The following is a 12,732-nucleotide window of genomic DNA, read 5'->3' as shown; positions in this document are numbered from 1 at the left end:
AGCTACCTTAGATATAATCAAAAAGACCTCTTAGCTAAGAGGTCTTTTTTGGTTTTATGCTTGCGCTAGATGGGGCAATGCAGCTAGGTTTTGTTAGCTATCTGTGTTTTCTTTTAATGATCAATCTAACGATTAATACCCCGGTCAAAATCAATCCGAATAGCGCAAAAAGCCCATAGACTTCTAGGGTTTGTTCATGATAAACAGCCCCATCTTCAGAAGAAAAAAATCGGCCTTCAGAATCGTAATCAAAACTTGCTCGCTTAATATAAATCCAAAGAAGTAAGGAAGTAATGATTGCAATGAACAGGATGAATATGTAGTGTGTATACTTCAATCAATGATGTTTTTTAACCTGTTGGTTAGAATGTTAATGAGGGGGGAAGTTCGTTACCAGCATTTTAGTTGTTATGGGGTTCACCCGAAGATCATGTAAAGTATTAGACCCAGAGTTGGTAGGGCTTGAAGTAGATAGGAAACAAAGCGTTAAGATGCTTTGTGCCTATGACTCTTAGTACAATTAAAACTAAAGTAGATATGATAATTACAAATCCTCCAACATAAAGCAATTTGAGATACCCGTCGTTACCAAGTTGAAGGGTATAAAACAATATTGCTGCAGTCGAGATAGTTGTTGCAATCCATAAAAGTCTTGGCATAATTGTCCATGCCAAAAGTTCATTGAAACCGGGTTCTTCATCTTCTGCTGGTTCGACTTCAATTTGGCGTTTTATGTTCAGGAAAAAAACAATTGCAAGGCCTCCTAACCCAATAGTAATTAGAGTTGGAACTCCCCGTTCAATTTTGTTGAAGGATGAATCCAACTATTAGAATTGCTGAAAAGACCCTTTCAAGGTAAGGAAGAAGTTTGTTCATCGGTTTGAGTTCACGATAGCAATTATATCGTAAAATTTGGATTTTTCTTATAAGCAGAATCAATTTCAACTAGTCTATTTCATGGTCTGTGGCTCACAGACCATATTATTCCAAATACTTTAGTGATAAATGAATAAATTCAGATATGAATTCCATGTTTGAGTTGAAAAGAAATTCATCACTTGAATTAAATGAGGTGTACTTCTGGACAGCCACAATTAAGGATTGGAAAAAGCTATTAGATCAAAATAAATACAAGCAGTTCATTATTAACACGTTACGTGAGCTGGTTGAGAAAAAACTCATTCGAGTATATGGATTTGTTATTATGCCAAATCACATTCATCTTTTGTGGGAGTTGATTTCACTGAATGGAAAAGAAAAACCTCACGCATCGTTTGCTAAGAAAACAGCCTATCTGATTGTAAAAGACTTGAAAGCGAATCATCCTAGTGTTCTTCCATATTTTCAAGTCAATGAAAAAGAACGTTCTTTTCGTGTTTGGCAAAGAGACTCACTAGCCATTCTTATAGATTCTAAGAAAATAATTGAACAAAAATTGGATTACATCCATGGGAATCCTCTTCAAGAAAAATGGAATCTGGTGTCACGGCCAGAGCACTACCAATGGTCCTCAGCATCATTCTATGAAACTTCTTCTTCAAATATTGACTTCCTTACTCACTACCGAGAAAGGTTCTAAGCAGATCGCTTTAGATTAATGGTCTGTGAGTCACAGACCATGGGGTAGAGCATTATATGGAGGCGATGACTGATTGATTTAAGCTTGTGGTGAACAACACCAACAAGAGCTTGAATAATATTATCAATAACAATTATTATAATATGAAATAGATAGCTATTAATGATTATTTACTCTTTTTTACAAAAATCCCTTCGAATAGAAGTCCAGCTCCCCCAATAATCGCTAGAAGCGCAATAAATACTTTGTAGGAATTATGGTTTAGATATGTCAGAGCACTATCCAAGCCAATAAACATGAAAATAATACCTGATGCAATTCTTGATAATTTTCTATAAAATAATTTATTATTCATTGATTTTGATAAAGATTGAATTAGTTACTCATGGTTTCTCGACACAATAATACCTAATGTACTATGTTAGAAGTGTGGTTCTTGTTTTGACGTACCATATCGATGAGCACAATCGGACGTTTACATTAGGGTTTAAGTAAAAGTTACACTCTGTGCATTAACCGCTGCAGTTTCCATCTAAAATGTCTTGTTGAGTGGGGTTATAAGAATTGCCAAATACTTCATAGTCATTGCTTAATCCACTATTAATAATGGTTTGGATTCCACAAAAATCTTCTAAAAGATCATTTTCCCTCACTTTTAAAAATCCACCTACAGAAGAAACATTTCTTAAACCATTGAGATTTACTAAAGCTCGATTAAAACCAAGATATAAAAATGATCCAATGGATGTGACGTTATGTAATCCTTCCAGGCTTTGTAATGAAGTGTTATCTGAAAGATGAAGTTCTTCTCCAATTGACGATAAACTTCTAAGTCCTAATATGTCCTGTAGTTCTTGGTTGTCTCCAATAAATAGCTCTCGTCCAACAGAAGTCAAATTCATTAAATCATTGAGGTTTGTCAAAGCTTTATTCTTCCAAATATATATGCTGCCATTTACTGCTGATAAGCTATTCACTCCTTCTAAGTTGATTAATTTGGAGTTCCCAACAACACTAAAATAGCCTTCAATAAGTGTCAAATTGTTAAGACCATTAAGGTTTAACAGAGCGTCGTTAAACTGTATAATTAAATTACCATTCAAGGATTTTAGTTTACGCAACCCATTCAAACTCGAGATCAAGGTTGATGAAGAATTTAAGGTACCGATAGTGATGTTTCCTGTTATCTGTGTAAAACCTTTGTTTCCAAACTCATCAATTTCTTGTTGAGTTAAGAAGGTAATATCACCTTCAAATACCTCAGAATTAAATTCGTCTTCTTCGTAACTACAACTAAATATGATTGTGAATAAGCAAAGGAAAAAGACAAGGTTCTTCATATCATAAATGGTTGGTCGTTAATACGTTAACGTTGATAATTATACAATTATTTTACCTCAAAAGCAATATTCAACTTTGAACTGATTAGTTGCAATGGCCCCTCTCTGAAGTTTGGAAGTCGAATCCCAATTGTTGTTAACAGCAATCGAAAAAATCAATTTTGAGAATACTCCAAAGGTCTATAGTAATCCTTTTATTCCACCAGTTACTGGAAAACGATTGTCTAGAGCGGGTATTGTTGGCGACAGCACTAACGTCCAACTAAAATGTGTGTGCGCCCCAGTTGCTAGAGGTATGAAAATTTCCGATTCGCATTGTTATATCAAAGGGCTCAATTCGCATATTCATTTTAGTTTGTTATGTTTATTGAAACAATTTTAGGTTTTCAAATTTGAATTCAGAAACCTGCTTTCCAGTTTCATCGAAAATTGCGTATAAACCTTTATTTTTAACTAAATAGCATGACAAACCATCATATATTTTGTCGAACTTAGGTTTAATCAGCCAATTACCTGACTTATTGACCCCATATTTTCCTTGGACTTGTTTTATATAGGAATTACCCGCAAAACCTAAATCAATGTCGAAAGAGACTTCCTCACACTTTTTGAAATAATCTGAAATATCAATATCAAATTTCTTAGCTATAATTTTATTACCTGAAGAAGTTATCAAAAAAGCTTTCTTCTTTATATATGCTATTGAAGTGTCAGTTTTAAATATTCCAGCACTATCAAATTGTGGTTTAAAGATTAGACTACCTGCATTATCCAAAAATCCCCATTTGTTATTTTTTCGGATCATCAACAATTGATTTGTGCAATCATTAATGTAAATACTATCGACTTCTGATTCTAACAGTAAGCCCTCTGGGTTAAAGACTTCATAAGAGCTCCTTTTTATACCAATAAGAACACCTTTTCCAGAAATGAATTTTCTTTTGATGGATTCGTATTTAGGCTCTAATACCATTTGCCCTTTTTCATTTACAAGTCCTTTAAATTGTTTCCCATTTTGGCTTTTAGTAAACTCATATAAGTTTTGGCTGATACCATCAAAAGGAATTAGTAGGATGATTAGTAACATTAGGTTTTTTATCTTCATAGAGGTCTTTTTTTTAACATAACAATAATGTAACGCGCACTGTGCGCATTATTTCCCTTATGTATTTTTGGTGAGCTACTTTTATTTAACTATCTCATAATCAATAATAAAAACGACATTAGTCATTTAATAAACGTTTGTTGTCGTATATAGCACCCACTTTAGTAACAAAAAAGGATTCATCAAAAATACCTCTTCTGACTGTTTATTTTAAACAAACTAAAAGAAGTGCTTGAAGCTTTAACAAGCATACTACTCCAAAATCACCGCGGGTAATCTAACTCCCTGTACAGATCATTGAAAGCTTACAGTTCTTCCCTTGGATATATCAGACTCAGGCTAATTTTCAGAAATTAGAATCTCTCTTAGCAATGGATCAACGTTGCTTTCATTGAGCCCTATCCTCATATCAGGGTGATACAAAAGCTTAATTATATCTTCATCAATATCGGCGTAATCAGTCACTTTCGTAGAGAAAGATTGTTGGAAAATGCTATTTGAATACTTCTCAGAATCTCGAGCTAAGCCAGTTGCTTGAGTGAGTTCCTCTCTTAAAAGGTGAAGTTGCTCTTGTTGATTTGCACGGAAAATATCCACATACATATGACCATTTGTAAGTTGGTTAGCACCATTCCAGAAAATACTGAAGAGTCCCCAGTTGGAGCTTACTAAATTTGCACTCGATGGGTAGATATTTGCATATTCATCACCTGATCCAAAAAAGACAAAAAAATTGGATTGCGACTGATTTGAAACAATTTCCATTTGAAAACCACTTGTGGATAAACTGTTAAACTGACCAACAATTTTTTCTACCTCCGATGTTAGAGTTGAATTACTTTGACCACCAATGAATATCTTCATATTGGTCTCCCATCTTCTAGTAATTTGACTACTCGAACCAAACTCAAAACCCAATGCTATATTTTTGAAATAGTCAATCACTTCCAAGTCATAGTCACTGAGCTTACTGAGCTTGATGATTATTTCAGCTGTTGCTGAAAGGTCACCTGTAGTAACGAGTGCTTCAGCAGATATTTCAGAAATGATTTCAAAATCGAAAATACTTGCATCTGCTACTGTGATCTGTCCTGTTGTGGTATTGATAGCGAGCGCTCCATCATGACTTTGAGAGATGAGGTCGAAAACCAAATTTGGTTGATTTGTTGTGGTACCTAAAGTGCCTAGGATTTGTTGATCTCTGGGAACATCAGATAGAGTCGTGGTAAAATCACTGACGGAAAGAGTAGCTTCTATTTCAGTAGTGTCATCAGAACAAGCTGATAGGAAAACAATAAAAGCTAGAAGGATGGGTAAAAAACGATGGGTTCTTGTTCTATTGAAATAGATGTTCAGTTCTGAATACATATTTATTTTTATTGGGATACGATGCTGAGTATTTTTTCAAATTTAAATTTAGCTATCAATCTTTATTCTTTAAAGGTTACTGCAGGTAAATCAGCTGCTTGTACAGATCATTGACAAACATTCAATTCTACCTCGATTAATTGTTTTCTGAAACGCAAGGGGCTTAGATCATTTTTATGAGTGATACGAATCATTGTTCTAGAAGGACTCATTCATGACTTTCATTGTAAACAAATCAGGAAATGAAAAAATCAACTTTTTTATTAGCTGCAGGCGCACTTTTATTATTCTCCACATCATGTGGAGTGAGTGCGGCCTATTTGGTCAATCAGAATCAGAACTCTACGCAGGTTCATCTTTCGAGTAACAACTATGAGGTAATAGATAAGGTAGCTGGAAGTTCTGATGTCACATATGTACTTATATTCGGTGGGATGAAAAAAAGCGACTGTATGAAAATGCCTACGCAGATATGGTCAATAAGGCGGAGCTTACAGGCTCCAGAGCATTGGTCAATATTATGACCGAGGAGCATATCGGCGGAGTTCCTCCATTTTACTATAAAAGAACGATAAATGTAAGTGCACACGTGATTGAGTTTACGGAGTAATACTTAACTCTATGGTCTGTGAGTCACAGACCATAGAGTTAGTTCTTTTTTGTCGTTTTTAGAGATACCAATCTCTCTTTAGTATCTGTGTAAGATCACTTTTCTAAAATCACCGCTGGCAAATCCAGACTCTTGTATAGGTCATTAAAAGCCTTTAATTCTACATCAATCAGTTGCTTTCTGCTACTCGCATACGATTGCCACTCCGTTTGCAGGTCTTTAAATCTCGCCTTAGAGCTTTCAGTCACGCGTGGATCAGCTACATCTATGAAAGACTTCAGAGACATCAATTGTGTGTTGAGTTTATTTTCAAAGTTGATCACATCCTGAAAGGTCTTTTGTTTGGGTTGGATTAGGTTGTTTTCCCATGTTTCTATCTTCTGGACCAGTGCCTTGGCTGTATCCAATAAATCTTCCGCCTCTTCATTGCCTTTCAATCGTTTTTGATATCCATTGAGTTGTGCTTTAGCTGATCGCATCGTATTCACACTTTCATGCATATCCCTGATCATTTCTTCAATGGAAAGTAGCATTTGCTGCTGCTCATTCCAAACGGATTTTGAATATTTCATTTCTGGGATAGAAAGGATATTTACTGACCGAGTTGTTGAATCTTCCTCAACAACGATAAGTCGAATCTCATAGGTGCCCGGAGCTACACGAGACCCAGAATAATCACCAAATGCAAATACACCATCGACGGCTGGAAGCGTCTCACGCTTGAAATCCCAGGTAAAGCGATTAAGACCTTTTTTCACTGGAAGTAGGGCAGGAGAGGGCGGGCCTCCAGGCCATGTTTTAAAACCTTCATCTTTTTTGCTTGAATAGGTTCTGATCACTTTGTTATTCTCCAATATTTCTATGTTCAACTCGACGCTATCTGGTAGTTCTTTGGAAAAGAAGTAATCAAAAGTCACCCCGGAAGGAGGGTTCTTACCTGCTTCTACTGGAGCGGATCCTCCAAGAATTCGGTATTGATCTTTCGGCTTAAACATGCCTCCCAGGATTTTACCTTTTCCTGCTGATTGCTGGATGGGACTTAAGTCATCCAAAATCCAAAATGAACGGCCTGCTGTCGCAGCAACTAGGTCATTTTGCCTAATGGTTAGGTCATTGATAGGTACCAATGGAAGATTCAGTTGAAACTTACCCCAACTTGCTCCATCATTCTGAGAAATATACAGACCAGTCTCTGTCCCAGCATAGAGTAAGCCTTTGACTTTTGGGTCTTCTCTCACAACTCTCACAAACCCGTTAGGATCGTCGAATCCATTGGTAATCTTTGTCCATGTTGTTCCGTAATTATTGGTTTTGTACGCCAGAGGAGTTAGGTCATTGAACTTGTATCGCATCACAGCGATGTACGCAGTGGCTGGATCATGGGGAGAGACTTCAATGGAATTGACAATGCCTTCCTGAAGGCCGCTTGGAGTGACATTACTCCATGATTGGCCACCATCTTTGGTTAAATGAACAAGCCCGTCATCAGAACCAGCCCATAGTACGCCTTCTTCATGTGGTGATTCTACGAGATACATGAGCGTGTTGTAGTTTTCTCCACCGGCAGCTTCATTGGTAAATGGGCGACCGCCAGGCCCTTGCTGGGTCGTGTCATTTCTGGTCAGATCAGGGCTGATTGTTTTCCACGATTGACCTCCATCTATTGTTTTGAACACTACGTTTCCTGCATGATAGATAGTATTAGGATCATGTGGAGAAGCAATGATCGGTGCGTTCCAGTTGAAACGATGGCTGAAATCTTTCGGAATACCGCTAAGTCGCTGTTCAGGATATTGGGAAATAGGTTTTCCTTCGTTTGTTTCTTTCACCCAGCGTTCGATAATCCCTTGGTAGCAGCCACCAAAAACGACCTCTGGGTTTTCTGGATCAAAAGCGAGATAAGCACTCTCACATCCTGCCACTGAGTACCAGTCTTTCCATCCAATGCCCCATCCATTGGTTCGACTAGGAATTGCGATAGCGGAATTGTCCTGTTGTCCGCCATACACATGGTAGGGAACCTGATTGTCGGTAATCACTCGATAGAATTGTGCTGTAGCTTGATTTTGCTGTGTTGACCATGATTTTCCTCCATTGAGAGAAACATTGCTACCTCCGTCATTGGAATTGATCATGTAATCATTGTTAATAGGATTGATCCATAAGTGATGATTATCACCATGAGGAGTCGACATGTTTTGAAAAATTCGCCCTCCATCGATGGATTTCATAGCAGGGGCATTCAGTACATATACCTTGTTCTCATCTTGAGGATCTGCAAAAACTTCCATGTAGTACCACGATCGTGTGATGAGTACACGATCGCTATTGACCTGACTCCATTTTTTCCCAGCATCATCCGATCGATAAAGTCCCGATTTTTTGCCTTCTGCTTCTATGATAGCAAAAACACGATTGGGATTTGCTCTGGAAACAGAAATGCCTGCTTTACCCATTTCTTCGGGCAGTCCTTCTTCCATTTTTTCCCATGTTTCACCACCATCGACGGATTTATGTAGTCCTGAATTAGGTCCTCCTGAGGAAACTGTCCAAGGGAAACGCTGATGTTGCCACATGGCAGCATACAAAATTCTGGGATTGGTCATATCCATAGATAGGGAAGAGGCTCCTGTGTTTTCTGCTACAAATAATATATTCCTCCATGTCGTTCCTCCATCTGTGGATTTATAGATACCTCGCTCTTTGGATGGGCCATACAATGCTCCTTGTACAGAAACATACACCACATCGGGATTGCTCGGGTGAATGATCACATCAGATATGTGCATTGATTTATTCAGGCCAATATGCTTCCATGTTTTTCCAGCATCAGTACTTTTATATGCACCATCTCCACTAGAGGTCATCACGCCACGAACGGCGTGTTCTCCCATTCCTACATAGATAACATTAGGATCTGATTCTGATACAGCTATGGCACCTACGGTTCCTGTTTTTAGTTGACCATCAGAGATGTTTTTCCAGGTAATTCCCGCATCAGATGTTTTCCAGATACCACCACCTGTAGTTCCCATGTAGTAAGTCATGGGATCGGATAAGATACCTGTAGAGGCTACACTTCTTCCACCCCTTGTTGGACCAATATTTCGCCATTTCAGTCCTTCGTAAAGCGAAGCATCTAGTGTTGGAAGATCCTCAGATTTTTTCTTCTTTTTCTGTGCTTCTACTGATAGGACAGAACAGAAGGTCAGCAAAATGATCAATAATCTTGTCATGGTATTAAGGGTTAGGTTTTATGTTGATCTAAGGTGTAGGAGAAATGAATGACATCCATTTCATAGGTTGGTTTAGTTGAGCGGTAAAAGTCAATCGCATGATGATCTTCTTTTTCTGCCGGTACATAAGCTTCTTCAAATCCATGTTTCTGACAGTATTCATTAACTGCTAGAATGAGTTTTTTACCAATTCCTTGCCGTTGAAGTTGTGCTTCCACTGCCAGATCATAAATATAGGCTAGAGGCTTAGTAGAATAGTATTGCTCTTGAATGTAAACGGTGAGTCCACCTACCACTTTTCCATCAACTTGGGCACAGAACACCACAAAATCATCCTTTTTGAGGAGTTTTTCTAAATGAGCTGAATCTGGAATGGAGAAGTCTTCTCTTTCAAATACCTGTACAAAGAGCAGAATTAGATCTTTAAAAGATGTAAGATCATCTTTCTTCAACTCCGTGATTGTCAATGTATGTAATGGAGAACTCATGTTTTTAATTTGAAATTACTAGTACCTTAGAAAAAGTATACATCAACCTTGCATGTAGGCGGGCTGGGTTGAAAGTTTGGCGTGGGTGCGTTGGTATAGAGGGGAGGCAGCTTTCAAACTTTCTTGACTTTTTTGTTACTTTTTTCGTCAAGGAAAAAAGTAAGGAGAAAAAGACCAAGAATTGCTTGATGAATAAGGAGATGTGTTTTTGTATTGATACATAAAATCGTTCATTCTACTTGCTTGAAAGGAACCTGCCGAATTCATTTCACCATTTTTCCAATATTGGAAGTTCCCGGTACAAGACCGGGAATGATTGGGTATATTTCTAAGCAATTTGATAAAGTAGAACAAGTCAAAACCCTGGTAAAATCATAACAGCATTTTGCATCATTCGGGATGGGCCTAACCAAAACATTCGGTACTGAGTGTTATCAATGAGATAGACAATCTTACCTTGGCCCATATTAGCTACTCCAGCAAATGATTGACCTGCCAGATGATCCAAATTTTCCTTTGAAGCATATCCTGCAACTAGCATTTTGTTTGGATCTTTTTCGTAGTGGCCCACTGTTTGAAATTTACTAGATGGAATTAAACCATCATTCCCAAACTTCAATGTATAAAGACTTTCTTTGAGTCCAAAGGCTAACGGGTGGGTGATGTCGATTTTCGAATTCATGGCAGAGCCGGGAATTCTCCGTTTTCCAAAGTAATCTTCTCGATCAGCATACTTGAGGTAGTTCACGGCATCACTACTGTCTTTAGGAGATTTCTTCATTTCGACTTCAGTGATCTTAGAATTCTCTTTGGTGAAAAACCCCGCAGCACTTTCGGTAGCGACTAGTGTGCCGCCGTTTTGTATCCAAGCCTTAATTTGTTTTTGCTGGTCTTCTCCAAAAAGGGCTTTTAAAGTACTACCTCCACCAGGAAGAATTAGTACATCATAATCTTTAAGGTCTGCTCCACCAAATCGGAATCCTTGCTTTGGAAGGCTTGTTTGCTCTAAAGCTGTCGTTCTGATTCGTTCGATAGGAAGCTCTGTGATCCAATCAAACAAAAAGTAAATCTGACCTCCGGTATACGAACTGAATGGCGGATCGACCATCATAGCAATTCGAGGTTGTTTGATCGGTCGGTTTCCTGAATTAGCCAAATCCATCCCGGTTTGCATTCTACCTGAATTGAATCCAACGATTTTCACTCCAGCTTCCTTGGATATGGCCTGCATATCATTCGCTATGGAGGAGGCTTTTTCTCTATTTCTACCCTTTAGGACGATCAACGAGCCGGATGAAAAATTCATATTACCATCACTGAAAGGCTCCTCAGCAGCTCGCACATTATACTTTTTAGCCCACAGTTTGGCTAGTGCTTTAGGAGCATCTCTTTGCGTCCAGTCAATAACATAAGCATAGCCAGCATTCGGATTTACAACTTCACCTTTAGATGATAGCGGCTCCTCTATTTCTGTTATGCCTACTGAGTAAGATCCATTGGTAGACCATGCCTCCAGGTTGTAGGCAATAGGAGCGGACCAGGAGGCCATATCATACATAACCGAATCTTCAATGGACATATTTCGCTCCATAATACTGTTGATGAATAGTGCTCTGGATTGATCGGTAGGAACAATGAACGCTCCTTTGGCCAGTGATTTTTTTGTTACTGAACCCGTGCGATAGTTCTTTGCACTACTTATTTGGAAGTTGCTGTTAGCTTGATAGACTTTCACGCCATTTCTCATGAGTACATTAACCACCTCATTGGCATACATGTCTTTGTCTGAAAAGAAATAGGCTTTGGTGTTGGTCTTGCTATTGGATGGCTGCCATGCATCATAGCTGTATTTCAGGAGTTCTTTACGATTATCAGCTGATGCCTTAATGGTAGCTATAGAAGTAGTATAATGATCAAATACTCTCTGACGTAATGTTAAATGGTACCCGTCATTAGTTTCTACAATACGTCCACCTGCAGAGTGTCCACCTTGTTCGGTCAACATGCCAATGGCACCCATTACGCTTGGCCAGCTTGAACCATACCCAGGATAAAAGAAGTCAAAGGCATCTCTTGTGAAATAGTTGATTTGGTGTTTATCAAATTCAGCCACATTCGCGTCACCGAAAACCTTTGACCATGACTCATAAGAACTGGGAAGTAACTTGTTTCTTGGGGTGGTACCAGGCATGGTGAAATAATTAGAGTTGTATCCTTGCTCGTGATAGTCTACATGTACCTGCGGCATCCATTTTTGATATTCTCCAGTATGTCCTCTGGATTCGGGGTGTAATCCCCAGATCCAATCTCTGTTCAGATCAAACCAGTAGTGATTGGTTCTTCCTCCCGGCCATCCTTCGAAATGCTCTAAGTCTTTAGGTTCAAAACCTGGTCTTTTGATTCGTTTCATAGATTTATACCAATAGACATATCGGTCTCTGCCATCCGGATTGATGCAGATATACATGATGATTACTGAATTCTTCAATACTTCCTTCGTTTCATCATCAGTTGCAGCTGCCATTCTGTAGGCTACTTGCATTGCAGCTTCTGAAGAGGAAGCTTCATTTCCATGAATATTGTAGGAAAAAGAAGTGAATACTGGTTGGTTTTCGATAATCGATTGAGATTCTGAAGAGGAAGCATTCAATAACTTCATATGCGTCTCCTGCAGTTGATCAATATTTTGGATATTTTCTTCTGAGGAAATCACCAAATTAATCAAAGGTCTACCTTCATAAGTTTTTCCATATTCATTGTACAATACTCTTGATGATTGTTCTGCTAGTTCTTTGTAATAGGAAACGATATGTGCGTACCCAGTGAAATTCTCGCCTAGTTGATACCCTAAAAAGTCCTTAGGAGAGACAATTGATGAATTGGTAGATGAATTCGAGCCGAATTTGAACCTTTCGGAATCAACTACTTGAGGTTGAGCAATAACAACTGAGAGCACTCCTGAAAGTAGGAGTAAGGTGAGAGTCTTCTTCATGTTTTTAGGTTTAA

Annotated in this window: 11 protein-coding genes; 2 read left to right on the top strand and 9 right to left on the bottom strand. The window is 38.3% G+C overall.

What is annotated here, in order from left to right; translation table 11 throughout:
- Positions 1–97 precede the first annotated feature (97 nt).
- A complete protein-coding gene (locus tag ABJQ32_04335; protein MEP5288852.1) occupies positions 98–337 on the bottom strand; it encodes a hypothetical protein in 240 nt (79 codons plus the stop codon).
- Between the two features lie 103 nt (positions 338–440).
- Positions 441–824, bottom strand: coding sequence for a hypothetical protein (locus ABJQ32_04330; protein MEP5288851.1), 384 nt, complete (start codon positions 822–824; stop codon positions 441–443).
- Positions 825–1,021: 197 nt separating this feature from the next.
- On the opposite strand from ABJQ32_04330, the gene ABJQ32_04325 reads away from it, so the two are divergent.
- Complete coding sequence (locus tag ABJQ32_04325; protein ID MEP5288850.1) at positions 1,022–1,579, top strand: transposase; 558 nt, start codon at positions 1,022–1,024, stop codon at positions 1,577–1,579.
- Between the two features lie 166 nt (positions 1,580–1,745).
- On the opposite strand, the gene ABJQ32_04320 is transcribed toward ABJQ32_04325, so the two are convergent.
- The 4 genes from ABJQ32_04320 to ABJQ32_04305 all read right to left on the bottom strand — a co-directional run bounded on the left by ABJQ32_04320 (position 1,746) and on the right by ABJQ32_04305 (position 5,392).
- Positions 1,746–1,934, bottom strand: coding sequence for a hypothetical protein (locus ABJQ32_04320; protein ID MEP5288849.1), 189 nt, complete (start codon positions 1,932–1,934; stop codon positions 1,746–1,748).
- A gap of 157 nt (positions 1,935–2,091) precedes the next feature.
- Positions 2,092–2,919, bottom strand: coding sequence for a hypothetical protein (locus tag ABJQ32_04315; protein ID MEP5288848.1), 828 nt, complete (start codon positions 2,917–2,919; stop codon positions 2,092–2,094).
- Between the two features lie 364 nt (positions 2,920–3,283).
- Positions 3,284–4,024, bottom strand: a complete 741-nt coding sequence (locus ABJQ32_04310; protein MEP5288847.1) for a WG repeat-containing protein — start codon at positions 4,022–4,024, stop codon at positions 3,284–3,286.
- Positions 4,025–4,363: 339 nt separating this feature from the next.
- Positions 4,364–5,392, bottom strand: a complete 1,029-nt coding sequence (locus ABJQ32_04305) for a DUF2927 domain-containing protein (GenBank protein MEP5288846.1) — start codon at positions 5,390–5,392, stop codon at positions 4,364–4,366.
- A 242-nt stretch (positions 5,393–5,634) separates the two neighbouring features.
- Here ABJQ32_04305 and ABJQ32_04300 point away from each other — a divergent pair, with 242 nt between their 5' ends.
- Positions 5,635–5,916 (top strand): DUF6567 family protein, encoded by a 282-nt coding sequence (locus ABJQ32_04300; GenBank protein MEP5288845.1) that lies wholly within the window; start codon positions 5,635–5,637, stop codon positions 5,914–5,916.
- 181 nt (positions 5,917–6,097) lie between these two features.
- Here ABJQ32_04300 and ABJQ32_04295 read toward each other — a convergent pair whose 3' ends face one another.
- The 3 genes from ABJQ32_04295 to ABJQ32_04285 form a co-directional block, all read right to left on the bottom strand.
- A complete protein-coding gene (locus tag ABJQ32_04295; GenBank protein MEP5288844.1) occupies positions 6,098–9,238 on the bottom strand; it encodes a hypothetical protein in 3,141 nt (1,046 codons plus the stop codon).
- 11 nt (positions 9,239–9,249) lie between these two features.
- Positions 9,250–9,726: a GNAT family N-acetyltransferase gene (locus ABJQ32_04290; GenBank protein ID MEP5288843.1), complete on the bottom strand. Its 477-nt coding sequence runs from the start codon at positions 9,724–9,726 to the stop codon at positions 9,250–9,252.
- Between the two features lie 355 nt (positions 9,727–10,081).
- On the bottom strand, positions 10,082–12,718 hold the full coding sequence (locus ABJQ32_04285) for a M14 family zinc carboxypeptidase (GenBank protein MEP5288842.1): 2,637 nt from the start codon (positions 12,716–12,718) through the stop codon (positions 10,082–10,084).
- Positions 12,719–12,732 lie beyond the last annotated feature (14 nt).

Source organism: Marinobacter alexandrii, assembly GCA_039984955.1.
Lineage (GTDB): Bacteria > Bacteroidota > Bacteroidia > Cytophagales > Cyclobacteriaceae > Ekhidna.
This window is presented reverse-complemented; position numbering and strand designations above follow the sequence as displayed.

Excerpts from the sequence above, each read along its gene's own strand:
- ABJQ32_04325 (MEP5288850.1), top strand. The coding sequence starts at position 1,022 with ATGAATTCCATGTTTGAGTTGAAAAGAAATTCATCACTTGAATTAAAT.
- ABJQ32_04320 (MEP5288849.1), bottom strand. The coding sequence starts at position 1,934 with ATGAATAATAAATTATTTTATAGAAAATTATCAAGAATTGCATCAGGT.
- ABJQ32_04315 (MEP5288848.1), bottom strand. The coding sequence starts at position 2,919 with ATGAAGAACCTTGTCTTTTTCCTTTGCTTATTCACAATCATATTTAGT.
- ABJQ32_04310 (MEP5288847.1), bottom strand. The coding sequence starts at position 4,024 with ATGAAGATAAAAAACCTAATGTTACTAATCATCCTACTAATTCCTTTT.
- ABJQ32_04305 (MEP5288846.1), bottom strand. The coding sequence starts at position 5,392 with ATGTATTCAGAACTGAACATCTATTTCAATAGAACAAGAACCCATCGT.
- ABJQ32_04300 (MEP5288845.1), top strand. The coding sequence starts at position 5,635 with ATGAAAAAATCAACTTTTTTATTAGCTGCAGGCGCACTTTTATTATTC.
- ABJQ32_04295 (MEP5288844.1), bottom strand. The coding sequence starts at position 9,238 with ATGACAAGATTATTGATCATTTTGCTGACCTTCTGTTCTGTCCTATCA.
- ABJQ32_04290 (MEP5288843.1), bottom strand. The coding sequence starts at position 9,726 with ATGAGTTCTCCATTACATACATTGACAATCACGGAGTTGAAGAAAGAT.
- ABJQ32_04285 (MEP5288842.1), bottom strand. The coding sequence starts at position 12,718 with ATGAAGAAGACTCTCACCTTACTCCTACTTTCAGGAGTGCTCTCAGTT.